The sequence below is a fragment of the Asticcacaulis sp. P2_C5 genome (genome assembly GCF_056404555.1).
In genome coordinates, this window is sequence record NZ_JBFUDU010000011.1 from 212,463 (window position 1) to 236,139 (window position 23,677).

Sequence of the window (23,677 nt, forward strand, 5' to 3'; positions counted from 1 at the left end):
GTTAAAGATTATGATGCCATGTTAGACGATTGGAATAAAAAAGACATCCTGAATGTCCGGCCAGAGGTTCGAGCCAAACATTCGGGCCAAACATTCGGGCCAGACATTCGGGCCGGATACCCGCTCCTACCCCAGCGTCCACTTGACGATCGTGCGCAGTTTTGAGCCGATCTGGACGTCGCCCTGGGTCGTGTCGACGCGCCCCTTGTCCTGGACCATCTTTACCGTGGCCTTGCCGAAGCCGTAGCCCTTGGGGGCTTCCGACAGGACGACGCAGGTCACGCGGCCACTGGCGTCGGTGACCGTACATTCCAGCGTCGCGGTACCTTCCGTTTCATCGTCCGTCGCTCTTTGGGGATAGTAGCTCAGCAGCGCCTCGGAATCCGGGAAGCGCGTCCATCTGGCGGTCACATAGGCGGGTTGCGCGGGCGCGGTTCCCGTGCCTGCGCTTGGAGGGCCCGGATCTATAATGGGCGGGGTCGGCCCCGTAGCCGTAACAGGCTCGTCCGGTGGAGTAAGGGGTACTGTCTCGATGGTCGGATCAGCCGGCGGCGTGGGATGGACATTGATCGTTGTCGGCGGTGGTGGCGGCGACGGCTTGGTGGGCTTGGGCGGTTCCGGCTTCTTCTTCGGTGGGTCCTGGGTGATGATGATCGGCGGGGTCTCCGGCGTTTCGGCGACCGCCAGAGCAAAGCGTTGATGGATCAGATAATAGGCCCCGCCCGCGTGAAGCAAAACGGCGACCGATAAGGCCAGCCAGAATGATGGCTTCAATTTACGCGACCTCGGCGTACCGAATATGGCCGAATGATACCCTGATACAGCGTTCATAATACTTACGTCTCCCACATGACAAGCTTGAGACAAAAGTTTAGCCACTCACGCAGACGCATGTCTGCCTGATGTGTTCAGCACATGATGCGCGTGAACATCTGGATTACTTTTTCTCTATTGCCACAGGATACGCTGTTGCAGTCGCAACGGCAAACGCCGCAAACCCTTGCGTCACAACGATCGGCGCAAAAAAAACACCCCGAAGTCGCCTTCGGGGTGTCCATTTTCGCACAAGTATCTCAGTTCGTCAGAACTGCCACTTGTAGATAAACTTCTTGCGGTCGCCGTCTCTAAGTTCGCCACCAACCGAAGACGGTTTGACGTGAGCGTACTTGATGAACAGCTTGACCGTCGCGGCGCCAAAGCCATACCCCTTGGGGTTTTCGCTCAGGATATCGCACGATGTCACCTTACCGGAGGAATTGATGGCGCAGTCGATCGTAACCGTGCCTTCTTTTTCATCTTCCTGGGCCTTCGGCGGGTAGTAGTCCGCCATTTGGTCCGTACCGGGATAGCTCCATTCACCAGCCACGTAGCGCGGTCCCGGAGGAGCCACTGGCGGCGGTGTGCCTTCATTCATCACTTTCGGCGGCTCTTTGTAGTCCACATGCTTTTCCTGCGGAACAGGCGGCACGGGAATAGGCGGAGGCGGTGCGATGTCCGTCGGCGGCGTTACACGAGGCTGGACCACAGGGGGCGGCGGCGTGTTAGGCGGCGGCGGAGGCGGAGGCGGTGGAGGCGGCGGAGGCGGTGGCGCGACCAGGTCGACATTCACCTTCTCGTCCGAGAACTTCACTTCCTTGATCATGAACCGGGCCTGAAGGAAGTAGTAGGCGACGCCAACGTGAAGGACTGCGGCGGCAGCTACTGCGATCATCAGAGCGGGCGTTACGCCCTTGCTCGGAGGCGGATCAAGAATAGGGTCCCGTTTTCTATGGGGTGTTTCGTCCATATGGTTAAGACCCTCTTACTGTGCGTCGTCTTCGCCGACGAGCGCGACGCTGTAGAATCCGTTATCCTGAAGTTTGTTCATGACTTTCATGAACTCAGCATAACGGGTCTTACGGTCGCAACGGATATAAATACGCTCTTGGTCGGGGTCCCGGGCGCCGATGGCTTTCTTGATATCATCCCCGAGCGTGTCGAGGCTGGTCGGAAAGTCACCGATGTACAGAGACGTGTCCTTCTTAAGCGAGATATAAACCGGCTTCGGCGGAGACGTTTGGGGTTTGGCGACGGCTTTTGGCAGGACCACTTCGATCGACACGGTGGCCAGCGGAGCCGCCACCATGAAGATAATCAGTAGAACCAGCATAACATCGACGAACGGCGTGACATTGATGTCCGAGGTCTGCTCGATGTGAAATTTCGAGCCGCCACCACCTGATAGCTTGGCTCCCATAGTGCTTACGCCCCCTTGTCGAGTTGACGCGACAGGGAGTTCATCAGTTCAGAAACGAACTGCTCAGAGCGCGTTCCGTAGTTCGAGATGCTGCTGTTGAAGACGTTGTACATGACAACGGCCGGGATAGCGGCGATCAGGCCAAGGCCGGTAGCCATAAGGGCTTCGGCGATACCCGGAGCAACGACGGCCAGGTTGGTGGTGTGCGAGTTGGCGATACCGATGAAGGAGTTCATGATACCGTAAACCGTACCGAACAGACCGATGAAGGGGCCCGTCGAGCCGACCGAAGCGAGGAAGGGCAGACCCCCCGACAGACGCTTGGCCAGACCAGCCTGAACGGCGTGGATCGAAGCTTCGGCGCGGGCCAGGGTCGAGTCGCGGTGTTCACCCGAAACGGACAGACCGGCTTGCTTGGAGAGCTGGATTTCTTCCGAACCCACGGCGGCCATGTCGGCCAGCGGGTTACCGGCGAACTCGTCCGACACCGCGATGCGGTTGATGTCGGCGATCGAGCGCGCGCCACGGTAGGCTTCCAGGAAGTTCGTGGTGACGCGGTTCAGCGAACCGAAGTCCAGGAACTTCATGATCAAGAGGATCCAGGAGAAGACCGAGCAGATGGCGAGGATCAGCATGACGAGCTTCACGACGACAGTAGCGCCCGAGATCATGCTGACGAAGTCAACATCGACCTTCTTGGAAGCTGACGAAGACGAACTGTCGTCCTCGGCCGGCGCAGGAGCGTCGGCGACCGGAGCCGCAGCAGATGCGGGGGCGGCGGCAGAAGCCGCGGCAGGCGTCGCAGCCACGAGGGCCAGAACGGGTGTGCTCATGATGAGCGCGGCAGCGCCGAGCAGAGCGATGAACGGATTAGATTTCTTGTGTTCGAGCATTTTTCGCCAATTCCTGAATATGGACCGAACCTGTAGGCCGACCAAGGACTAAAGGGGGAAGCGTTTACCCCATGTTAAAAACTATGGAACCTTCCAACTCCCAGGCCTCCACCTGGTTTTTGGTCAATCCCTCGTGTCTGAACGCGGCACGTACAGAATTCTGACGGTCCGTATCACGCCTTTGCCAGAGCACAAACCCTGCCATTATGAACCAAACCGATTCAAAAGGCGACCTCTTTGTTAACGGTTTTAAACCCTCAGCAAAGCGGTTTGAGGCTAAATGATCCGGCTAAGCGTTAAACGTCAAGGTGTCTGTTACAGACTTTTCACGTTGCCACACTTCGTAATGCTAACTGCTTAGAAAAGTGTGAATTAAAAATCCATACATGTCCGATAGTTATACATAGCGGATCGGGTAAGGCGTTTTCCGTCGCCGCGTCAAAAAAATTTCTTGACCGATGCCCCATGGTCACCCCAGGACTCCCGGAAGGCGAAAATGGCCTCCACGACACAACCTGCAAGCGCCTCGCATGGAAGCGCGGCCAGTTGAAGCGTCGAGTCGGATGTGAGCGTTAACATAGTTTATTTAATCTCGGATTCACGACCCGGTCCGCACCTCCGGCTTCCATTCAGGCTTTTTGTCCTTACGACATCATTTCGAAACCGTCGACGCACCAAATCCAGTCCCAACTGTCCGGAATTGAACGTATCTGTTTACCCCCGTTCATCCATACCGCGATACTGGGCTTCCACCTCGGGCAGGACCGACGGCCTGACCGTCATCATCGCCGCCTCGAACTGGTCCTCACCAATGTCGCAGTCTCCCTCCATCGCCTTGCGCGCGGCTTCGTCGACAAGGAAGCGTATGTCGCTGGCGGCATAGCCGGTAAGCGCCCGGGCAAGGGCCGGAACGTCGAGCGTGCCCGCCACCGGGCGCCCGGCCAGATGCAGGGTCAGCATATCGCTGCGCGCGTCTGGGTCGGGCGGGCCGACATAGACCAGCTTGTCGAGCCTGCCAGTCCGCAGCAGAGCCGGGTCGATCCGCTCCGGCCGGTTGCTGGCGGCGATGACGAAGATGCGCTTTTCCGAGCAATTGTTCAGGCAGGCCAGGAACTCATTGACCTCCTCGGCCTTGTAATGCTGATGCCCGCCCAATTCGCTGCGCGCCGGGGCCAGGGCATCGATCTCGTCGATGAAGATGACCGATGGCGCCCTTTGTTCGGCTTCGTCGAACAGTTCGCGTATCCGCGCCACCCCCTGATGGACAAAGGGACTGGCAATCTCCGACGGGATGATCTCGACGAAATGATGCCCCAGCTCTTCCGCGAGTTGCCGCGCAATATAGGTCTTGCCGCAGCCCGGCGGGCCGTACAGCAAAAGACCGTTCGGAACGGTCAGGCCGTAACGCGCGAATCGGTCCGGCTCACGTACCGGGGCAACAACCTCGGTGGTCAGCATGTGTTTCAGCTTCTGCATGCCGGCGACACGGACCAGTCCGCTTCCCGGCATCATTGGCGCCGTCACGCCTTGCGTCGCGCCGCCTGGCGATGGGGCAACCGGGCGCGCGGTGGCGCTAATCGCCAGAGCCTCCAGCAGGCCCGTAAAGGTCAGGTTGACGCCCTCCCCGGCCTCGACATAGCGGGCGACCAGATCGTTCAGTGCTGAGCTGGCGTGACGCGCCCAGGCCGCCAGGCGTACGCGTTTGCCGGCCACGACCTCGGGCTCGACGCCGACCACCAGGCGATAGAAGGCGCGCACGGTCTCGCGTACCCGAGCGCTTTCCGTCGCTGGAAAGAACGAAGCCGCACGTACCGTCACCACGGTTTCCTGTTGCGGCCCGACCCAGCACAGGCCGGGATCGAAATCTGGAAATGCCTCTTGCACAGTCGCCGCCCGGCTGGTCACCACCATAGCCCGGAGCAGGCGGCTGAGGTCGTCACCGGCCCAGCGCCCAAGGCCGCCATCGCCGGCGTAAGCCCAGTCGCCGGCCGGCTCACATGACAGCAGGAACGCGGCAGCCGTACCGCTGCCGACCCCGCTCAGGGGCAGACAGGTCGCCCCGCCTGTCGCCAGGGCCTTCAGCCACGCCTCGGGTGATTCACCGGCGCGCGACAGGACGAGCAGATGCGTCACCGTCTTGTCGAGCGCATAGACCTCTGTCACACCGTCGCAGAACAGGACGCGCTGAATGGTGCCCGTAGCCTGCACGCCCTGCCCTGTCTGAAAGGTCGGCCGTTGCGTGATCATTTGCGCAACCCGGCCAGCATGGCGCTTTCGCGCGCGGCCTCGACCTGGCTCTTCGGCTGCAGTTCCGACAGCTGGATGACGATCCGCCTCAGGCCATCGGAATCGTCGGCCCGGATGGCGGCATAGCCGTCCTGTATCAGGCCCTTTGCACGCGCCGGGTCGAGATAGACGACAGACTCATGGGTCTGGTTGTTGAAGACGTCGCGCAGGAACCAGTCCTGACGGCCCAGGACGCGCCACCTCAGCGACTCGAACTCCTCGATGACACGATTGACGCTGCGCGTGTCGCCCTTGTTCGTAGCCCGTTCCAGCTCCTTTTTCAGGAGGGAGACCTGCTGCTTTTCGAGTGCTGAGCCATACTGTCCGACGATGTCGTCGACGGCCGCGACCAGATCGACAAACCGTCCGCTGGTCACACCTGTATCCGACAGGCTGGCCTCGGCGCGATGAATGCGCCCCTTGAGCGTCTTTGCGTCCTGGACCACCCGCCGGGTGTCGTCGGGATCGGCCGCACCGGTGCTCTCGCTTTTCGACACGGTCGTCGATTGCAGCGATTTCAGTTGCGCCAGGTCGCGCCGCAGCTTGGCAAGCTCTTCAGCGACCGCAGCATTGTCGCTGTGCGCCGCCGCCTGCGATATGTCGCCGATCTTGTCTTCGATGACGGCCAGGTCGCCGCCGACATTCTGCGCCAACTCGGAAAAGTCCTGGCTGTTGCCCTGCGAAACATAGACGGTTTCGCTGAAACTCTGGTTCAGATGGGCGATGAAGACGTCGACCGTGATCATGCGCGACTCGCTGATGCGCAGGGTGACCTCGATCTCGGCCCCCTGGGGCACGGACCGGCGGACATCGCGCGGCTCGATCACCACATTGCCGATCCAGTCATTGGCCTCGGGCGTTTCGAGATATTCGCCTTCCCACAGCTTGATCGCCAGGCCGGACTTGGGGTCGAGCGGCGACAGATCGCGCACGGCGCGGTAGGCCAGGGTCCGTTCAGCCGGCAGGGGCGCGCCTTTGGCGAAGACGCTGTCGAGCGCCGCCTTGCCCGTCGGGGTCACGACCTCGACCGAAATGGTATGCGGCAGTGGCGGCGCCGACGGCACCAGGCCGTGGCGGATGCGGAACTCCTCGACATCGGTTTCCAGGGCATTGCCCTGGCCGTCGCGGGCATAGAGCCAGAAGGTCGTCACACCGCCCTGGACCAGGGAGACCGCAATGTCGAAGAAGTTGGCCGAGGGCGTGATCCAGCCGCTGGTCCATAGACCGCCCGCCGCCTCGATCTTGATCTGCAGGTCGGACGGCCCCTTCAGGACGCGGCCGGCAACGGCGCACTGATGATCGGCGCTGACGGCGTCATAGGCCAGCTTCAACTGCACGGGCTTGCCTTCGCCGTCTGTGGGGCCTTCCACCGATGCAGCGACCGCAACGGGTTTAGCGGCAGTTCTTTCCAAGGTCGAGGCGTAGATGGCGGCGCCCTTGCCGACAATGGTCATCGGATCGGCGGAAAAATCGATCGGCGCCCGCAACTCCGCCTCTAACATGGCGCGCAGGGTCGGCGACTGGGTCGGGCCGCCGACCAGCAATATCCGGCTGAGATCGCCGCCTGACAGTCGCGCCGCCGTCAGGGCTTCGCGCGCCAAGCCGCAGCAACGGGCATACAGCGGCTCGCACAGTGTATGCAGTTGGCCGCGCGACAGCGGAATCTCCATCTCAATCGGCCGGCCCGCGCGATCGTCGCCGACATCGTAGATCGACATGGTGACATCGTCCGTGGTGGACAGGTCGATCTTCGCCTCCTCGGCCCGCAGGCGCAGGCGCGACAGCAGGCCGCTGACAGAGGGATCGCCGGCTGTCAGATCCGGCAGGTCGAAGGTCGATTTCAGGGCTGGGACAATGATCTGCCCGACGATCAGCTTGTCGATATCCTTGCCGCCCAGCACGTTGTCGCCCCGATGTTCCAGCACGTTCAGCCGGCCGTCACGGGTCGATACGACGGCGATATCCAAGGTACCGCCGCCCAGGTCGAAGACCAGCCATTTCTCGGCGGCGTCCTGCGGACTGGCGCCGTAGCCGATGGCAGCAGCGATGGGTTCCTGCAGCAGGGGCGCCTCGTCGAATCCGGCCAGTGCCGCCGCCCGCGCCGTCGCCTCGCATTGCAGGGCGCCAAACGCCGCCGGAACGGTGATCACGGCTGCACGCATATCAATACCGGTCTGGCGCCGCACATCTTCCTTCAGCGCCTTCAGTATTTCGGCCGACAGATCTTCCGCCGAGAGCAGGCGATCGGTCGCGGGGAAGAGCTTGCGGTCGTTCTGGCCCAGCCAGCGCTTGAATTCGATGGCGACATTGTCCGGATCGCTGATCAAAGCCTGATAGGCCCGGCGACCAACGATCACCCGCCCGGTCTTGAAGATGTGCACGGCCGACGGCGTGACGTTCATCTGGTCGCTGTTCTGATAGACACGCATGGCGCCGTTTTCCCAGCGCGCGACGCAGGAATTGGTCGTCCCCAGATCAATGCCGAAGTCGATCGTCGTGCTCATTTGGTCTCCCTGTGACGTTTCATCTATCTGCCCGTCCTGCGCAGCACGATCTGGCCGCGCGTGACGATTCGGCCGCCGACGACGACGATCGGCTCCAGAGTCGTGGCCACCATATCATCGGCCTGCGCCCCCGTTGGGGCATATTCGACGTCGATAACATCTACCGGCATGCCCGGATCGTAAATCCGGCCGGCCAGGTCGATCACTTCCGCCTCGCACGACGCTACAGCGCCTTGGAGGCGCCGGCTGATCCGGCGCAGGGCCGCGGCGGCCGACAGATCGGCCAGACCGGAAATGACCTGGTCGAGGCGCCATATCTCGATCAGGATGGCTGCCAGATCTCCATCGGTCAGGTTGACAGCCATCTTACTGAACCTTCGCGTTGTAGATCTTGACCATGCGTTTATCGTCCACCACAAGCCGATCATACTGCTCGGCCAGCGGCCTGCCCTGCGCGACCAGTGCCTCGCGGGCCTCGACATCGTGATTATAGGTCGATGCGAGCTGCTTGTAATGCGCCTGATCGATCTTCTGGCCGGCCGTCTTGGCCTTATCCAGCCCTTCCAGTTCGTCGGCGATCGGCTTCATCTGAGTATCCAGCGCCTCGATCTGGTTGGACAGAGGCGTAAGTTTCGCTTCTAAAGCGGTTATCTGGGTTCGGCCGGCATTGATCCTGTCCTTCAACTCGTAGGTACTGAGATTGTCCGGCAGGGGCGGCAGGGTGGCGGTAATCGACGCTTCAGCGGCCTCCTCCTCGGCGATTTCCGATGCTGTATAGTGCGTCTTCTCGGGCGGAGCAGAGTCGTCGACATAGTTGCTGCTGGTCGATGCCGACTGTCCGCCGATGATGGCCATGATGAACAGGGCTGCAACGGCGGCGGCCGCGAGGCCGAGATGCCATTTGTCGAAGGTACGCAGCGGCAGTTTGCCGTAAAACTGATAGCTATTGCCATTGCGACGAACGCGGTAGCGCGCGATCGGCAGGATGGGGATGAAGACCAGCACAAAATAGTAGGTGGCCACCGACGTCCCGCTTTCGGCGTCGTATTCGTCCGAACCGTACAGCGTAACACCGCAGCCGTTGAGGGTGAACAGAGACGGCGCGCCCTCGACCTTCTTGCCCCAGCGCCGCCGCGCCCTGGCGCTCTGGGTGATGCCTTCCATGCCGCGTTCCAAACTCAGTTCCGCCATGGTGCCTCGGGACAGGCTCAACGCCTCACTGAACAGCTTTTCGGCGCGTTCGAAATCATCGCACCACGTAAAGGCGCCAGCCACCTGAGCCAGGCAATTGGCTACGGCTTCGCGCGCCCGCACATCCAGTGCCGGCACGCTGGCAATCAACGGCGTCAGGCGGGTCAGTTCGGGCGCCGCCTCTGTCCGGTAGCGGTTCAGGCCTGCGCCCGCCACGGCCGTATTGCCTTTGACATAGCCGTTTTCACGAACAAGATTGGCAGCCAGTTGATCGGTGATCTCGGTGCAACGCGTCTCAAGCGCGCGCAGGAGTTGCTGGCCCGCCTCCTCGGCCAGATCGGCCGCCCACGCTTCTTCGGACAAGCCTGACAGGGCGGACAGCCAGGGCGCCAGAGCCTCCGAATTACCCTGTAGCAGCGCATCACGCATGCCCTCGACAAAGGGTTCCGCCGCCATGCGGACCGCGGTCTTACGCAGGGCGTCGACTTCCGACGGATAGGCGGCGGGTTCGAAATCGCCGCCCAGTTCGATGGTCTGCATCAGGTCCCAGAAGCGATCCTCTGCGACGAGGCTGCGCCACGCAGCCAGCGCCTCGGCCAGCGTCGCAGGACCTGACAAGGATTCGGTTTCAAGGGCAGGCGCGATTTCGGGGCCTGTCCCTGTATCCGCTACCGCGTCATGCGAAAGCTCAATCTTGGGTGCCTCTTCGACAGTCGAAGCCGTGATCAGTTGCGCGATACAGGCCTCATGTCGCGCCTTCACATCGCTGAATTCGTCCGCGACGTCGGCTGCAACGGGCAGATGCCAGAACAGCCGGTGTTCCAGCCGTTCGACGGGATTCTCCAACTGACCGATCGCCATGCGGATGGTGGCCTCGGTGCGCATACACGGCCCCAATTGCGCTTCATCACTATCAGGGCTGTCGACGCCTAACGAGATCATGCGACGCGCCTGGGACGCCGCCTTATGGATGTCACGGCTGGCAGCATCGCCCGCCAGGCGAAGAATCCGATATGGATTCGCCGAAAAACGTGTTGGTGCCGTCAAGATTCGCCCCCGCCTGCAGTGCCCTGGCCTTGAAATCTCGTATTCGGTTTTTGAAACGAGGCAAAGCGCTTTTTTTGCCCGCCGTTTGCGCCGGACACCAAGCCATAATCTGATAGTCAGGATGCAGGCCCCGCCTTGCTGATTTCGACCGTCCAGTCGACGCCCGAGCCGATACCATGGACGGCGGCGTAGCTACCCTGGTTGAGGGCGACCGCGACGTCGAGCAGGCTGTTGATATAGACCAGCGGCTGGCCGACCGGGACATTACCGAAGGTATGTTCGTAAGGCGCGGTCACCTCATTGACCAGTTGGCGGCCATGGAAGAATTTCACATGCACGCGGTCGCCGATGGCGATGCGCAACTCGTCGAACAGGCTTTGCGGGATATTGGTCCACACATTGCCATACTGGATATCGAGCACCGGGATCAGGCCGGTCACCGTATCGCCGCTGCGGGCGGGCTTCTGATAGGGCAGCATCACCAGCTTGTCCGGCGACAGAAGCGGCCCGACCTGGTCGAAGGAGATGAGTCCGGCGGCCAGTTTGGCGCCCGTATAGCCGAAGACGTCGCGGCCGTGGAAGGTATAGGAGGCTTCGGAGCCCGGGCGGCGATTGGTCTTTTCGTCGATCTGGCGCAGCCCTTCTATGCCTTCCTGTTCGGCGATCAGGGTGAACAGTCCGTTGTCGGGGCCAACATAATAGTGTCCGGCTCTTGTTTTCAGCACAACTGACAGACGTTCCGTGCCGACACCCGGGTCGATCACCGTGACGAACACAGTCCCCTTGGGCCAGTAGGGCGCGGTCTGGTACAGGCGATAGGCGCCCTCGAAAATATCGCTGGGGTTTTCGTGGCTGAGATCGGAGATCAGCAGACCGGGCGCCACGCCATAGGCAACGCCCTTGACCTCCGACACCGCACCGTCGCGATTGCCGAAATCCGTATAGAGGACCAGGGGCGATGTGTGCACCGCGACATGGGCGTGGTGTTTTGCCGGTTTGGCGAGCGCGGCAGGCCCACTCGCCGCCATCGCCAGAAGCGTTACCAGGACCAGATAATTGTGATGAGATTTCATGGGATCGGCCTCCGACAGGCCAACCCTACATCATACCGCAGCGCACGCAACCCGGCTTTTCAACAACCCGTCTGGCCTGTTCTGCGTGACAATGGTACGATCGATCCGCGCGTTTCGGAACGCGCCCCGTCCGCGGGCAGGACCGAGTCCATCCGAAGCTTTCACGGCTGCATTCCGGTTCTCGCGAACCTCCTTTGCCCGATCGAAGCGGACGCCGGGCGTTGAAGGAGGCTTCGTCATGCCCGAATATGTCCTGCCCACCCGTCCCGACCTCGATCAGGTTCGCCGCCAGGCCAAGGATTTGCTTAAAGATTTACGCTCCGGAGATCCGGACGCCGTCGCGAGATTTAACACGCACCTGCCTGGCGCAGATCCAACATCGCTTAAGCTGGCCGACGCCCAATATGTTCTGGCCCGCGCCTATGGGGCGAAAAACTGGGCGCGCGTCGTCCAGGCTTGCCAGCTGACCCAGGCGATCCGAGACGACGATTTAGCCACGGTACGGCGGCTGATCTCCGATCATCCCCAGTTGCTGCATGAATCTGCGCGCATCCGCCCGGATTGCAATTGGGGGCCACCGATGAGCTATGCCGCCAATCTTGGCCGCGATCGGATTATCGAGGCGCTTCATGACATGGGCGCCAGGGACCTCGAAAAGGCACTGGACCGGGCCGTCCTGCAAAGCCGTATCGACACGGCGCGCCTGATTCATAAGCTGATGGGACGGCCCCAGGCTCCCACACAGTTGCTCGTCAACGCGGCCTATACGCTCAGCGCGGAAGGGACGGCTTTCGCCCTGGAAATCGGAGCGGCCGTGGTGGACGACAGGCAAGGACGGCTCGTGCCCGTCGATGTGGTCCTTGAAACCGATTCGCGTAATCCCGCTGCCAAGTCCGCCATCCTGGAGATGTACGTCGCACATGGCCTGATCCTGCCCGACACCGCGCCAATGGCTGTGCATCGCGGCAGAATCGATTTGCTCGAAACCCATCTGGCCCGCGACCCAGGCCTGTTGACGCGGACATTCGCGTTCGAGGAAATTTACCCGCCGGCTCTCGGTTGCCACGATGAGATCATGGCGACGCATGGGACGCCGCTGGGTGGCGCCACCTTGCTGCATATGGCGATCGACTACGATGAAATGGAGATCGTCAAATGGTTGCTTGATAAGGGTATGCCGGTCGACGCGCCTGCGGCCCTAGACCAGGATGGCTTTGGCGGCCATACGGCCCTGTTCAGCACCGTGGTCTCGCAACCCAACATTTGGATGAACCAAAAGGGCGGACCGTTCACCGCGCCCATGACAAAGCTTCTGCTCGACCATGGCGCCGATCCAAATGTCCGGGCATCACTACGCAAGCAGATGCATCCGGGTTATGGTCCTGACACGCTGCATGAATATCGCGATGTGACGCCGCTAGGCTGGGGCCGGCAGTTCCATTTCCGCCGGCTGGTCAGCGAACCTGCCATGGCCCTGATAGCGGCCGCGGGCGGAGAGTCGTGAAGAAGACGATCCAGTCCCGATACCTTGCCTAGGCGCCTTGCCTCAGGCGCTATATGAACCTATTGGATCTTTCATGAGGCCGCAGAATGAATCGTGACGACCTGCATCAACGAGGTTTGTCTTGAAAGACGTTTTCGAGCACCTGAAACAGCGTCGTGCGCGATTTTATGATGGATTGCTGGCCGGCCGCTACAGCGGCTGGCCCAGCTATGTTTTTGCTGTGGTCAGTTGCCTGCTGGCCTTCCTGGTGCGTGAGGCCCTTGGTCCCATCGTCGGCAACCGCCTTGCATTTGCCTTTATCCTGCCCGCGATCCTGTTCAGCTCCATTATGGGCGGTCTCTGGCCGGGCGTGACCGCTGCGGTCCTGTCAATGGTCATAGCCCTTATCGTCACGGACCTGCATGGCAGTTTCGCGGAGGCCAGCAGCCTGATCCTGGTCTATGTCGTGACCGGCGGGCTCATTGCCATGATGGGTGAAGTCATTCATCGCACACGTCGCCGGTCAGACGAAGCCGAAGCCAGGCTGGATCAGCGCGAGGAGCAGATCCGTTCCATTCTGCACACCATTCCTGACGCCGCTATCGTGATCGACGACGCGGGCCGCATCATTTCCTTCAATGCCGCCGCGGAACGCCAGTTTGGCTACAAGGAGGACGACGTGCGCGGTCGCAATGTCGATCTGCTGATGCCTCAGCCGTACAAGGCCGAGCATGACGGATATCTGCATCGCTATCTCACCACCGGAGAAAAACGCATCATCGGTATCGGACGCGTGGTGGCCGCGCAGCGCGCCGACGGCTCGACCTTTCCTATCATGTTGTCCGTCGGCGAGGTCCGTTCGGGTGACAAGGTTTATTTTACCGGTTTTATCCGTGACCTGACCGAACGCGCCGACGCCGAGGCTCAGCTCGAGCAGTTGCACAGCGAACTGGCACGGTTGTCGCGGTTGAATGAATTGGGTGAAATGGCCTCGACCCTGGCACATGAACTGAACCAGCCCTTGTCGGCGGTCGCCAACTATGTCCAGGGCAGTATCCGGTTGCTCAAGGACGCAACGGCGGAACCGGCAATGATGGTAAGGTCGGCCCTCGAAGAGGCCGCCAAGCAGGCCTTGCGCGCCGGTAAGATTATCCATCATCTGCGTGAATCGGCGACCCACGGCACGACCGAGTTGAAAAGCGAAAGCCTGCGCAACGTCATCGAAGAAGCCGCGGCCCTGGCCCTGGCGGGTTCGAAGGAAAAGGGCATAAAGACGGTCTTCAATTATCGCGCGGAGAGCGACACCGTTCTGGTCGACCGCGTGCAGATCCAGCAGGTGCTGATCAACCTGATTCGCAATGCCGGCGAGGCCATGCGAGGTTCGAATCGCAAGGATTTGACCTTGACGACCCTGGACCTGGATGGCGATGTCATTGCGGTTGAGGTCGCTGACACCGGCCACGGCATAGGTGACGATGTCGCGGCGCAACTGTTTCAGCCTTTTGTTACCAGCAAGCCGGGCGGTATGGGCATCGGCCTTGCCATATCGAAGCGAATCATCGAGGCCCATGACGGCGAGATCAATGTCAGGCGAAACCAGGATGGCGGCGCCACTTTCCGCTTCACACTCCCGGTGGTAAGGGACGACATGTCCGGCGAAAACATCGGGAAATGACCATGAGTGACCGCATCGTTCACATTGTCGACGATGAAGCACCCGTGCGGGCGTCGCTGGCCTTTCTGCTGATGAGCGCAGGCTTTGCCGTCAAGACGCACGAGAGCGGACCGGCCTTCCTGGCGAATCTCGGCGATCCCACGCGTGCTTGCCTTGTGACGGATTTACGCATGCCCGACATGAATGGCGTGGAACTGCTTGAAGCGTTGTCTGGCAGCGGCTTTAACGTACCGGCTATTGTTATTACCGGCCATGGCGACGTCCCCATGGCGGTGGCCGCGATGAAGGCGGGCGCGATTGATTTTATCGAGAAGCCCTTCGCCGACGATGTCCTGATCGACGCCATCCAGCGCGCTACGGCTCTGGCTGATGCACGCAGTGAGGTCGGGCCGGCAAATGCCGCCATCCAGCAGAGGCTCATGCACCTGACGGCACGCGAACATGAAATCCTCGTCGGTATCGTCGCCGGCCTGCCGAACAAGACGATTGCCTACGACCTGGAAATCAGCCCGCGTACTGTCGAGGTCCATCGCGCCAGTATCATGAGCAAGATGCAGGCGAAGAGCCTGCCCGAATTGGTGCGCATGACCCTCACAGTCGACCTGAAGCGCAATTGATTCTGGTCAAGGCGGGCACTTTGCCCGTGTGACAAGTAGAGTCATGCCTTCCGAGCCTTTCCATCCGCATGTCCTTGTGGTCGCCCCCAGTGCCGATTTGCGCCACTCGCTTGCCTTCATGCTGACGGCAGAAGGCTTTGCCGTGTCGGAATGCGCGGCCTGGCCGCCCGAAGCGGGAGCGTCGGGGTGCGATGCCCTGATCATCGATCATGCCGGGCTCGACCGAAGGCTGGCCGGCGACGCGCGTCTTGTCGCGCTCGGGCCCAAGACGATCATCCTGGCCAGCCAGGCTATGCCATTCCCGACCTTGCGGCAGGCGACGATCATCCGCAAACCGCTGCTGGAAGGCGTCGTTGTCGACACCCTGCGCCAGGCTTTGGCGGAGCCCTAAGTAGAAACCCTTAGGATAAGACCGAATTACGCGGCTCGTGAATTTCCGGCATCACTGTCTCAACGCTTCATCAAGACAGTTGGAACCGCCCCATGTTCGACGCAGCCCCCGCCTTTGATACCAAGCCTGCCTTGCGCATCTCCCAGACGGAGGATGCTCTGGCTGCCCGTTGTGGTCCGATGGCTACATTTTCGGCCGGTGCCGAAATTTACGCCGAAGGTGACCGGTCGGGTGCGCTGTATCAGGTTGCGTTCGGCGTGGTGCGCATCTACCGGCTGCTCGCCGATGGCCGCCGCCAGATCTGCGCCTTCCATATGCCGGGCGAAATCTTCGGTTTCGAAGGCGGCGCGCAACGGCATTTCTTCGCCGACGCGGTCAATATTGTGGGGCTGCGTCTGTTGCGTCCCGGCAGCGAGAGCGAACTGTCACACGAATTGCTCAAGCTGGCCCTGCAATCGCTGACACGGGCGCATGATCATCTCCTGACGGTCGGACGTAACGACGCTGCCGGCCGGGTGGCGGGTTTCCTGCTGGAAATGGCCGAACGGCAAGGGTCGCGCGATGCCGACGTCATCAGCCTCCCAATGTCGCGTACGGATATAGCCGACTATCTGGGTCTCACCATCGAAACGGTGTCTCGCGTCCTGACCAAGTTGCGTGAGGCGCGCATCATCCGCCTGACCTCAGCGCGCGAGCTGGATGTGCTGCGCTGGGACGCCCTGGAAGACATGACAGGCTGAAAATACCTCTTGCCGGACGGCATTTTCCCCCACTTGCCGACCGGCCGGAACCGTACGACGTGCGAGCCGACCACAACGACGTGCGGAACGGCGCCGGCAGACAGGACATCGTCCTCACTGCCGGCGCCTGCATTTCATGCCGGCAGTACTTATCTTGACAGCCAGCACGGATATTTTACCGGAGGCAACCAATTGGCCCGTCACGCAGCGCAGGAATCGCATTTCATCTCCCGGATTGGCTGGCTTCGTGCCGCCGTCCTGGGCGCCAATGATGGTATCGTTTCAACGGCCAGCCTGATCGCTGGCATAGCCGCCAGTCAAGCCGACAAGGCGACCGTGCTGCTGACCGGTATTGCCGCCCTGGCTGCCGGCGCCCTGTCGATGGCGGCCGGAGAATATGTCTCGGTCAGTTCACAGGCCGATACCGAACGCGCTGATCTGGCGCGCGAGCGTCAGGAACTGAAAGACTTTCCCGAGGCGGAGCTTGACGAGCTGACCGAAATCTATACCGCCCGCGGCGTTAAAGCGGATCTGGCACGGCAGGTCGCGGTTCAACTGATGAAGGCGGATGCGTTAAAGGCCCACGCCCGCGACGAACTCGGCATCAGCGATCATCTCGAAGCGCGACCGGTCCAGGCGGCCCTGACTTCAGCGGCGACCTTCGCCACGGGCGCTGCCCTCCCCCTTCTGGCCGTCGCCGTCGCGCCGCGGGCGTGGATTTTGACCGCGGTTTTTATCGTAACCATGGTGTCGCTGGCTGGACTGGGCTTGGCCAGTGCCCGGAGCGGTGGCGCCGGCGGTCTGCGCGCTACGTTGCGCGTCACGCTTTGGGGTGCTGCCGCCTTGTTGGTGACGGCGGGTATCGGGCGACTGTTTGGTACCGATTTATAAAAACGCGTCTCGGGTCATCACCGCGCCAGGAGAAGGGGAAGACGGCTGTGTTTCAGCACGTGGTCGGTCGCGCCGCCCAGGACCATCTCTCCGATATGGCTCTGTCCGTACGCCCCCATGGCCAGCAAATCGGCTTCGAGCACGGAGGCTTCATGCAAAAGCGCTGCGCCAACGGAACGCCCCTCCCGGGCGACATGAACAAACTCGGCCTTGATGCAGTGGCTGTGGAGATAGGTCAATACGTCGGACTCGGCGATATCGTCATATTGGTCGACTCCGCTGGCGATGCGCAACAGGAAGACCTGCTTGGCATGCAGCATATGCGGGACCGCTTCGCGCAAAGCCTGCGCCGCCGCGCGACTTCCATCCCACGCGAAGACGATCGTCCGGGCAAACCCTGTTGACGACAGGGGTTCTCCGGGCACGCGCGGCAGCAGCAATATCGGCCGCCTGGCATTGAACAAAGACGTCAAAACGGTCTGAAGATCGACATCCGGCCGGTTGCTGTAGCCGCTTATGACCAGATCGGCTGTATAGGCCTCCTTGATCAGGCAGACGTCGGGAACACCGGTAACGACGCGAAAGGCGGCGTGCGCCTGCCCCATGACGGCAGACGCGCCATCGGCCAGGAGTGCAATCTCCTCACGGCGACAATAGTCCCTGGCATAGGCCGACGCACGGTCGCTGCGGTCACGCGCATCCTTTTCCAGCACGTCGATGATAGAAGCGTCGCCCGCCGCGACAACAGCATAGCCCATAATATCCATCGTTGCGGGCAGGATCGGCGGCGGCGCGATATGCAGAATGCGGACGAAGGCGCGGCTGACGCGCGCCAGGGCCAATGCCGAACTCAGGGCGTTGAGTTCGTGTGCCTCGCCTCCAAAGACATGAAGAATGGATTTGATCGACATGAGTGCCTCCTCGTTTCAGAGGACATAGTGGCCGTTCCATCGCTAAGTTACCTTGATCCCAATCAAGCGCTCGGGCTACGCGCGAATAGCGATTCCCGCCGTATCGGCGAGATCGAAAGCACCGCGCAGGGCGTCCATCAGGGCGCCCAAGGTTTGCGGCTTCAGTAAACCGGGTGAACCGCCGCCGAAATGCAGGGCGTGAACCTTCGGGCGAAAGCCGAGTGCTGCCGCGATCAAGGCAAGCTCGGCGATCAGGCTGGAGACATAGGTTTCCACGGGCTCGTAGCGAAGCGTAATCTGGGTATTGCAGCCGCAGAACCAGCACATCTGTTCGCAGAAGGGTAGCTGGTATAGCGCGGCGCTTCCTTGCCGAGCCAACTGAGCAGGTCATTGTCCTGCCAGGATTTGTGAAGACTTTGAGTCATAGCGATTCCGGTCCTTTTGACGGCAGGGCGATGCGCATCCAGACCGCATAAAACCCAAGTCCTGCCGCCGTCACGGCAGCAATAGACAATCCGTTCAGTCCCGCCTTGTCGTAGATCAAGGCGCCGACGATTCCGCCGCTCACCAGTCCCAGCCAAAGCATGAGATAAGGCAGCCAGTCGAAACGCGGTCCGCCCGTCACGGCCTGGGCAAGTTTCTGACCGACCTTGACAAGCGTGCCGGTCATGTAGGTGAGGCCAACCACGACTTCACCGTCACGTTGCAGGGCGGCGTTTTCGGCGCCCATGGCCAGGGTCATGCAGGCGATGGTGAGCCAATGCCATCCCGCCAGATGGCTGCCGAACGCCGCCGCGAGCAGCACGGCGACCAGGGCCAGGATCAAGCCGATATGATGGCGCCGCGGCACGAAGTGGCCAACCACGGTCGCGCCGAACATGCCGGCTACGAAGAGCAACAAGATGCCGCCCACCATCTGGGCGCCCGCCAAATCACCGCCTGCCAGATTGACGGCCAGCCGCGTGGAATTCCCGCTCATGAACGAGACGAACATGCCGCGCAGCTCCAGAAAGCCCAATGCATCAACAAGTCCGGCGAGGGCAGACATGCCGACAGCCAGGCCTACGACGGAACGATCGAGCGTTTTCACTTCAGGCGGCTCCATTTCAAACGCAGGGCATTCGCTACGACAACCAGGGATGAACCCGACATGGCGATCGCGGCAATAAGCGGCGTGACAAACCCAAATACCGCAGCTGGCACCGCAATGACGTTGTAGGCAAGAGCGAGAATGAAATTCTGCCGCACCAGAAGCCTTGTTTTTCGGGCGACGTCGATGGCGGTAAGCAGCGGGGCCAGCCCCTCTCCGCGATAGACGAAGTCGGCGGCATTCTGGGTGATGTCGACGCCGCTGGCCGGCGACATCGAGACATGGGCCGCCATCAGGGCGGGCGCATCGTTGAGACCGTCACCGACCATCAGAAGGCGCCGGCCGGCGCCTTGCATATTGGTGATCACCGTCACCTTGTCGACCGGCGTCAATTCCGCCCGTATTTCGCCGATACCCAAGCGTTGGCCCATAGCCATGGCGACTGCCGACCGGTCGCCCGACAGCATGACGACGCGCAGACCGCGGCTGCGCAGTCCGGCCACGGTCGCCGCAGCGTCAGTGCGCTCGACATCGTCGAAGAGCAACCGAATAGCTGGCCCGTCACCTCGCCGGAACCATAGCTCCATGCGATCATCACCGGAGGGCGGCACACCTAACCAGCTTCCCTTTCCCATGCTGACAGTCTCAGCGCCGGCGATCGCAGACAGGCCTTCGCCGGGATGATCTGTGACCGTGACGGATATCGGAGTGTCTTCCGTTACGACGGCTGCTACGGCCTGGGACAGGGGATGGCGGCTTTGACGCGCCACTGCCACAGCCAGACGACGGTCCGAGGCCGTCAGGACGTCCGGATTGCGCCACACCGGTTCGCCGCGGGTCAGGGTGCCGGTCTTGTCGAACACGACCGTGTCGATACCGGCCAGCGCCTCCAGCCCCTTGCCCGACTTGAGCAGCACGCCGCGCGAAAACAGAACCGACGACGCCAGCACATGGACGACAGGCACGGCCAGACCCAGGGCGCAGGGGCAGGTAATGATCAGCACCGCCATGGCGCGCAAAAGTGCGTCTTCCCAGGCTACGGCCTGACCCGAAACCAGTCCCCAGCCCAGCCAGCCGATAAAGGTCAGCAGGGCTAGGCCGTGGACCACAGGCGCGTAGAGCGCAGCGGCACGATCGGCGAAAAGGACGTAGGCGCTTTGGGATTGTTCGGCCTTTTCCATCAGGACGACGATTTCCGACAGCAGGCTGTCGTCCGCGGCAGCCGCTACGCGCACCATAAGGGCTGACGACTGGTTTATCATGCCGGCATAGACGCGATCGCCCGAACGAACGTTTCGCGGCAGGGTCTCGCCGGTCACCAGCCGCGTATCGATGTCGGACTCACCGTCGGCTACGATCCCGTCCGCTGCGATCTTCTCACCGGGGGCAACCAGCAGAAGGTGTCCGGGGCGGACATCGCGAATGCGCACGCTGTGCACGACTCCGCTGCAGGTTCCGGCTTCGTCCTGGATTCGGGCCGTGCCCTCCAGCATGGCGAGCAGTCCCTCCGCTGCCTCGCGCGCCTTGCCGCGCGCCTTCAGATCGAGATAGCGGCCGATGAGCAGGAAAAAAAGCAGCATAATCGCCGCGTCGAAGTATACGTAGCGACCGTGACGGATGGTCTCGAACAACGACATGGCGTTGGCCAGGATGACCGCCAGAGAGATCGGCACGTCCATATTGGTCCGCCCATGTCGCAGGGCCGCTGCGGCCGAGCGGAAAAACGGTCGACCGCAATAGAGCGTCGCCGGCATGGCGATCAGCCCCATGGTCCAGTGCATCAGATCGCGTGTCGCTCCGTTCAGGGACGTCTCCGGCAGAAACCACAGCGGATCGACAAACAGCATGAGCGCCAGGGTGGCGAAGCCGGCCACCGCCAGGCAGCCCAGGAGAAAGCGCTCCTCTGCCTGGGCCTGCTGCGTCCGGCTCTCGCCGTCGAAGGGCGCAACGCGAAAACCAAGGGCTTCAATCTCGCCGGCAAAGATGTTTGGCCCCGGCGCCAGGTCATCGTTTGCGGCCTTGTCAGCGGGCGTCTTGGGCCAACTGACACGCAGGCGCTGGGTCGAAAAATTGATGCGCGCCTCGACCCCGGGGTGAGCCATCATGGCCTGTTCGATTTTCCAGGCGCAAGTGGCGCAGCGCATGCCTTCGATCTGGACGTACATAGAGGTCCGGTCGCCCTCGTCACGCGTGTAACATCCGAAATCGACCGCCTGGGTCATGATTTGTCGTCCTCGTCGGGTTTCAGGATACGTGCGGCATGGCCCTCCAGGTCCTCGAACTGCCCCGAGTTCAACGCCCACAGGAAACCGGCCAGCCCGACCAGGCCGAGCATCATGGCCAGGGGCACCAGGACCAGCATGATGACCATCAGTCGACCTGGATCTGCGTGGTCGACTGGTATTGGCGATCCATCAGCTCCGCCGTCACGTGAAGGGTCCACGCGCCCTGGGCCGGCAGGGGCGCGTCAGCGCTGTAGAGCCCGCCACCTTCGTTCCTCAGATCGAAGCTGCGATCCAGCGCGCTCAGTGCCGGATGGACAAACCAGGCCTTGACCCGCGCCTTCTCGACAGGCTGGTGGCGGCCGTCTTCCAGCTTGAAGATCACCCTGCCCGCATCATAGCGAACGGTCGACAGCCAGCCGAGTTGTGCCTGGGTGGCGGACTTGTCCAGGGCGTCATTATAGGCCAGGCCTTTTTCATAGGCATTGCTGGTAATTTCGTTGGGCGGATGACCATAGGCAATGAAGACAAAGCCGATCAGCGCCGACATGAAGGCGAGATAGAAGGCGGCGATGATCCACGGCACAAAACGGCCGCGATGCCGGTCGATCGCCGCCTGAGCGGAATCGCGTTCAGGGCTGGATGAAATAGCTGGCATGTTCGGCCGCCTTTCCGGTTGCACTGTCAGTGAGATGAAACGTGATGGCTTTGCGTTCCGCCCGGCCGGCGGCGGCAATGACCTGAACGCGGAATTCACCGACGCTGTTGGCCGGCACGCGCAGGGAGCGGACGGGCATGTCGCCCGCCGCGAGCAATGCGACCGAGGTTGTGCGAACACCTTCGACGCCGACCAGGTAATCGCGGTCGAAATGCGTCTTGTTCAGCACCTTGATCTGGTAATTGTTGCGAATTCCGCCGTCGGACAGCCTGACATATTGCGGTGACCTGTTGTGGATCACATTGAGGTCGGTTTCCGTACGCATAAGGATTGCCCCCAGCATGAGCGATCCCACCAGGGACATGATGGCGGCGTAGAATATCGTGCGCGGCCTGATCCATTTCATCCGCCCCCGCGTCGCCGGCTCGCCCTTGGCAATCTGCTGCGTCCGCCGCAACTGGTTGTTCTCGGTGTCGTAGTGGATCAGGCCGCGCGGCAGCAGCAGCTTTTCCATGACGTGGTTGCAGGCATCGATGCACAGGCCGCACGAAATGCAGTCATACTGAAGGCCGTTGCGGATATCGATGCCCATGGGGCAGACGACAACGCACGAATCGCAGTCGACGCAGTGGCCCCTCGCTTTCCAGTCGGTCGCCTGTCCATCCTTGCGCTTTGCGAGGTGGCTGCGCGGCTCGCCACGTTCATGAGCATAGGAAATGATCAGAGTGTCGCGGTCAAACATCGCCGACTGGAACCGTGCATAGGGACACATGTATTTGCATACGTTTTCGCGCGCAAAACCGGCCATGAAGTAGGTCGAAAGGGTCAGGGCGACGATCCACACCAGCACGTCCGTCTCAACGGCGAAATGGAGGATATCGTCGACGAGCGCCGGCGCGTCGTTGAAGTAAAAGACCCAGGCGCCGCCGGTCAACAGACCGATCACCAGCCAGATGGCGTGGGTCAGGGTCTTCTTCCACAACTTGTCGAGACTCCAGGGCGCGTCATCGAGCCGCTTGCGGGCATTGCGATCGCCCTGGACGAAGCGCTCGACCCAGACGAACAGGTCCGTCCACACCGTCTGCGGACAGGCATAGCCGCACCACACCCGCCCCAGCAGGGAGGTCGCGAAAAACAGCCCGACCGCCGCGAGGATCAAGACACCTACCAGGAGATAGACTTCCTGCGGCCAGATTTCGATGCCGAAGAAATAGCCGCGCTGACCGGGCAGGTCGATCAATATGGCCTGGGCCGGCACATGGGGGCCGCGATCATAACGCAGCCAGGGCGCGCCATAATAGATTCCCAGCAGCACGACCATCGCCAGCCACTTCAGGTTTCGAAATGTACCGTCGACGCGGCGTGGATAGATCTTCTCCGCCTTGGCGAACAGCTGGACCATGGGAATGCGACTCAAACAAAGGAACGGAAGTGGAGCGGCACTGTACCCGGTTGGCCAGCCGCGGCCTTGATCAGGGTCAATTCCGACGCAAATGTCCCGATCCCTGTGTCGGGCCGGGGCATAGTGCACACCATGATAACGCCGTAGCTCCCCACCGTCACGGCTTACGCGCCGAAGATGCGCGAGCGCCACGCCACGCCACGGGGCGCCCCGCTCCCCCGCCAACGGGGGAGCATAAGAAAAACAAATACTTATACCGCCCCGTGAGCGGGGCGGGGGACCGCCCGAGACATTGCGAAGCGCAGCGCAGCTTTGGCGAAGGGGGGTGGTGGGGGCCTTTCTGTCGTTCGGTCACACAAATCAAGAA

22 protein-coding genes are annotated in these 23,677 nt (G+C 61.6%); 6 read left to right on the forward strand and 16 right to left on the reverse strand.

All coding sequences use genetic code 11. From position 1 onward, the window contains the following. Positions 1-126: 126 nt before the first annotated feature. From AC1DXO_RS19500 to AC1DXO_RS19540, 9 genes are all read right to left on the reverse strand, one after another. On the reverse strand, positions 127-831 hold the full coding sequence (locus AC1DXO_RS19500; RefSeq protein WP_476979847.1) for a hypothetical protein: 705 nt from the start codon (positions 829-831) through the stop codon (positions 127-129). Positions 832-1,081: 250 nt separating this feature from the next. After that, complete coding sequence (locus AC1DXO_RS19505) at positions 1,082-1,711, reverse strand: TonB family protein (protein ID WP_476979848.1); 630 nt, start codon at positions 1,709-1,711, stop codon at positions 1,082-1,084. Positions 1,712-1,801: 90 nt separating this feature from the next. Continuing rightward, positions 1,802-2,236: a biopolymer transporter ExbD gene (locus AC1DXO_RS19510; RefSeq protein WP_476979849.1), complete on the reverse strand. Its 435-nt coding sequence runs from the start codon at positions 2,234-2,236 to the stop codon at positions 1,802-1,804. 5 nt (positions 2,237-2,241) lie between these two features. Then, complete coding sequence (locus AC1DXO_RS19515; protein ID WP_476979850.1) at positions 2,242-3,129, reverse strand: MotA/TolQ/ExbB proton channel family protein; 888 nt, start codon at positions 3,127-3,129, stop codon at positions 2,242-2,244. Between the two features lie 714 nt (positions 3,130-3,843). Beyond that, positions 3,844-5,376, reverse strand: a complete 1,533-nt coding sequence (locus AC1DXO_RS19520; RefSeq protein WP_476979851.1) for an ATP-binding protein — start codon at positions 5,374-5,376, stop codon at positions 3,844-3,846. Continuing rightward, positions 5,373-7,919, reverse strand: coding sequence for an Hsp70 family protein (locus AC1DXO_RS19525; RefSeq protein WP_476979852.1), 2,547 nt, complete (start codon positions 7,917-7,919; stop codon positions 5,373-5,375). The genes AC1DXO_RS19520 and AC1DXO_RS19525 overlap by 4 nt, the downstream gene beginning before the upstream one ends. 23 nt (positions 7,920-7,942) lie before the next feature. Beyond that, positions 7,943-8,284 (reverse strand): hypothetical protein, encoded by a 342-nt coding sequence (locus tag AC1DXO_RS19530; RefSeq protein WP_476979853.1) that lies wholly within the window; start codon positions 8,282-8,284, stop codon positions 7,943-7,945. Position 8,285: 1 nt separating this feature from the next. Then, positions 8,286-10,052: a hypothetical protein gene (locus AC1DXO_RS19535; protein WP_476979854.1), complete on the reverse strand. Its 1,767-nt coding sequence runs from the start codon at positions 10,050-10,052 to the stop codon at positions 8,286-8,288. A 221-nt stretch (positions 10,053-10,273) separates the two neighbouring features. Then, entirely contained in the window at positions 10,274-11,230 is a 957-nt protein-coding gene (locus tag AC1DXO_RS19540; protein WP_476979855.1) for an SAM hydrolase/SAM-dependent halogenase family protein, read from the reverse strand. Between the two features lie 238 nt (positions 11,231-11,468). Between AC1DXO_RS19540 and AC1DXO_RS19545 the strand changes: the two genes are divergently transcribed. The 6 genes from AC1DXO_RS19545 to AC1DXO_RS19570 all read left to right on the forward strand — a co-directional run bounded on the left by AC1DXO_RS19545 (position 11,469) and on the right by AC1DXO_RS19570 (position 17,027). Then, the gene (locus AC1DXO_RS19545) at positions 11,469-12,734 is read left to right on the forward strand and encodes a hypothetical protein (protein ID WP_476979856.1); all 1,266 of its coding nucleotides are present in this window, start codon (positions 11,469-11,471) and stop codon (positions 12,732-12,734) included. Positions 12,735-12,855: 121 nt separating this feature from the next. After that, positions 12,856-14,388 (forward strand): PAS domain S-box protein, encoded by a 1,533-nt coding sequence (locus tag AC1DXO_RS19550; protein ID WP_476979857.1) that lies wholly within the window; start codon positions 12,856-12,858, stop codon positions 14,386-14,388. Between the two features lie 2 nt (positions 14,389-14,390). Beyond that, complete coding sequence (gene fixJ, locus AC1DXO_RS19555) at positions 14,391-15,005, forward strand: response regulator FixJ (protein WP_476979858.1); 615 nt, start codon at positions 14,391-14,393, stop codon at positions 15,003-15,005. Between the two features lie 43 nt (positions 15,006-15,048). Next, positions 15,049-15,396, forward strand: a complete 348-nt coding sequence (locus tag AC1DXO_RS19560) for a hypothetical protein (RefSeq protein ID WP_476979859.1) — start codon at positions 15,049-15,051, stop codon at positions 15,394-15,396. A 92-nt stretch (positions 15,397-15,488) separates the two neighbouring features. After that, positions 15,489-16,136: a helix-turn-helix domain-containing protein gene (locus tag AC1DXO_RS19565; RefSeq protein ID WP_476979860.1), complete on the forward strand. Its 648-nt coding sequence runs from the start codon at positions 15,489-15,491 to the stop codon at positions 16,134-16,136. A gap of 192 nt (positions 16,137-16,328) precedes the next feature. Continuing rightward, on the forward strand, positions 16,329-17,027 hold the full coding sequence (locus tag AC1DXO_RS19570; protein WP_476979861.1) for a VIT1/CCC1 transporter family protein: 699 nt from the start codon (positions 16,329-16,331) through the stop codon (positions 17,025-17,027). 17 nt (positions 17,028-17,044) lie between these two features. Here AC1DXO_RS19570 and AC1DXO_RS19575 read toward each other — a convergent pair whose 3' ends face one another. From AC1DXO_RS19575 to ccoG, 7 genes are all read right to left on the reverse strand, one after another. Continuing rightward, positions 17,045-17,938: a universal stress protein gene (locus AC1DXO_RS19575; RefSeq protein ID WP_476979862.1), complete on the reverse strand. Its 894-nt coding sequence runs from the start codon at positions 17,936-17,938 to the stop codon at positions 17,045-17,047. 75 nt (positions 17,939-18,013) lie between these two features. Continuing rightward, the gene (locus AC1DXO_RS19580; RefSeq protein WP_476979863.1) at positions 18,014-18,316 is read right to left on the reverse strand and encodes a hypothetical protein; all 303 of its coding nucleotides are present in this window, start codon (positions 18,314-18,316) and stop codon (positions 18,014-18,016) included. Between the two features lie 43 nt (positions 18,317-18,359). Further along, positions 18,360-19,028 (reverse strand): YoaK family protein, encoded by a 669-nt coding sequence (locus AC1DXO_RS19585; protein ID WP_476979864.1) that lies wholly within the window; start codon positions 19,026-19,028, stop codon positions 18,360-18,362. Next, positions 19,025-21,250 (reverse strand): heavy metal translocating P-type ATPase, encoded by a 2,226-nt coding sequence (locus tag AC1DXO_RS19590; RefSeq protein ID WP_476979865.1) that lies wholly within the window; start codon positions 21,248-21,250, stop codon positions 19,025-19,027. The genes AC1DXO_RS19585 and AC1DXO_RS19590 overlap by 4 nt, the downstream gene beginning before the upstream one ends. Next, on the reverse strand, positions 21,247-21,399 hold the full coding sequence (gene ccoS, locus AC1DXO_RS19595) for a cbb3-type cytochrome oxidase assembly protein CcoS (protein ID WP_476979866.1): 153 nt from the start codon (positions 21,397-21,399) through the stop codon (positions 21,247-21,249). The genes AC1DXO_RS19590 and ccoS overlap by 4 nt, the downstream gene beginning before the upstream one ends. Then, the gene (locus tag AC1DXO_RS19600) at positions 21,399-21,908 is read right to left on the reverse strand and encodes a FixH family protein (RefSeq protein WP_476979867.1); all 510 of its coding nucleotides are present in this window, start codon (positions 21,906-21,908) and stop codon (positions 21,399-21,401) included. Before AC1DXO_RS19600 ends, ccoS begins: the two co-directional genes overlap by 1 nt. Then, entirely contained in the window at positions 21,883-23,310 is a 1,428-nt protein-coding gene (ccoG, locus tag AC1DXO_RS19605; protein ID WP_476979868.1) for a cytochrome c oxidase accessory protein CcoG, read from the reverse strand. The genes AC1DXO_RS19600 and ccoG overlap by 26 nt, the downstream gene beginning before the upstream one ends. Positions 23,311-23,677 lie beyond the last annotated feature (367 nt).

What these genes read in the sequence shown, in the direction of transcription:
- AC1DXO_RS19500 (WP_476979847.1), bottom strand. Translation starts at nt 831, where the DNA reads ATGAACGCTGTATCAGGGTATCATTCGGCCATATTCGGTACGCCGAGG.
- AC1DXO_RS19505 (WP_476979848.1), bottom strand. Translation starts at nt 1,711, where the DNA reads ATGATCGCAGTAGCTGCCGCCGCAGTCCTTCACGTTGGCGTCGCCTAC.
- AC1DXO_RS19510 (WP_476979849.1), bottom strand. Translation starts at nt 2,236, where the DNA reads ATGGGAGCCAAGCTATCAGGTGGTGGCGGCTCGAAATTTCACATCGAG.
- AC1DXO_RS19515 (WP_476979850.1), bottom strand. Translation starts at nt 3,129, where the DNA reads ATGCTCGAACACAAGAAATCTAATCCGTTCATCGCTCTGCTCGGCGCT.
- AC1DXO_RS19520 (WP_476979851.1), bottom strand. Translation starts at nt 5,376, where the DNA reads ATGATCACGCAACGGCCGACCTTTCAGACAGGGCAGGGCGTGCAGGCT.
- AC1DXO_RS19525 (WP_476979852.1), bottom strand. Translation starts at nt 7,919, where the DNA reads ATGAGCACGACGATCGACTTCGGCATTGATCTGGGGACGACCAATTCC.
- AC1DXO_RS19530 (WP_476979853.1), bottom strand. Translation starts at nt 8,284, where the DNA reads ATGGCTGTCAACCTGACCGATGGAGATCTGGCAGCCATCCTGATCGAG.
- AC1DXO_RS19535 (WP_476979854.1), bottom strand. Translation starts at nt 10,052, where the DNA reads ATGATCTCGTTAGGCGTCGACAGCCCTGATAGTGATGAAGCGCAATTG.
- AC1DXO_RS19540 (WP_476979855.1), bottom strand. Translation starts at nt 11,230, where the DNA reads ATGAAATCTCATCACAATTATCTGGTCCTGGTAACGCTTCTGGCGATG.
- AC1DXO_RS19545 (WP_476979856.1), top strand. Translation starts at nt 11,469, where the DNA reads ATGCCCGAATATGTCCTGCCCACCCGTCCCGACCTCGATCAGGTTCGC.
- fixJ (WP_476979858.1), top strand. Translation starts at nt 14,391, where the DNA reads ATGAGTGACCGCATCGTTCACATTGTCGACGATGAAGCACCCGTGCGG.
- AC1DXO_RS19560 (WP_476979859.1), top strand. Translation starts at nt 15,049, where the DNA reads ATGCCTTCCGAGCCTTTCCATCCGCATGTCCTTGTGGTCGCCCCCAGT.
- AC1DXO_RS19565 (WP_476979860.1), top strand. Translation starts at nt 15,489, where the DNA reads ATGTTCGACGCAGCCCCCGCCTTTGATACCAAGCCTGCCTTGCGCATC.
- AC1DXO_RS19575 (WP_476979862.1), bottom strand. Translation starts at nt 17,938, where the DNA reads ATGTCGATCAAATCCATTCTTCATGTCTTTGGAGGCGAGGCACACGAA.
- AC1DXO_RS19590 (WP_476979865.1), bottom strand. Translation starts at nt 21,250, where the DNA reads ATGACCCAGGCGGTCGATTTCGGATGTTACACGCGTGACGAGGGCGAC.
- ccoS (WP_476979866.1), bottom strand. Translation starts at nt 21,399, where the DNA reads ATGGTCATCATGCTGGTCCTGGTGCCCCTGGCCATGATGCTCGGCCTG.
- AC1DXO_RS19600 (WP_476979867.1), bottom strand. Translation starts at nt 21,908, where the DNA reads ATGCCAGCTATTTCATCCAGCCCTGAACGCGATTCCGCTCAGGCGGCG.
- ccoG (WP_476979868.1), bottom strand. Translation starts at nt 23,310, where the DNA reads ATGGTCCAGCTGTTCGCCAAGGCGGAGAAGATCTATCCACGCCGCGTC.